Raw genomic sequence first — 240 nt, 5'->3', positions numbered from 1 at the left:
ACTTTGATTTAATTAAATATTTAGAAAATAAAAAATATTCTTTATATTCTAAAAAAGAGATCTTTAATATAATTTCTTCTCATGATTTATATAAAATTATTTTAAAACACATTAAAGATATTCCTCAAAATACTAGTATTTTGACCAGATTTATTACTAATGCTTCACATAGAAAAACAGCTAGAAATAAAAAGAAAACTCAAAGTATTAATTTAGAAGTAGTTAACAAAAGAATATATG

At 18.3% G+C, this 240-nt stretch carries 1 protein-coding gene; it reads left to right on the top strand.

Features of this window, described 5'->3' with window-relative positions; translation table 11 throughout:
- On the top strand, positions 1 to 240 hold a 240-nt coding region (locus tag Q4528_RS15800), incomplete at both ends, for a hypothetical protein (RefSeq protein ID WP_303522684.1).

The sequence above is a fragment of the Staphylococcus pasteuri genome (assembly GCF_030547725.1).
GTDB classification, from domain to species: Bacteria; Bacillota; Bacilli; order Staphylococcales; family Staphylococcaceae; genus Staphylococcus; species Staphylococcus pasteuri.
This window is presented reverse-complemented; position numbering and strand designations above follow the sequence as displayed.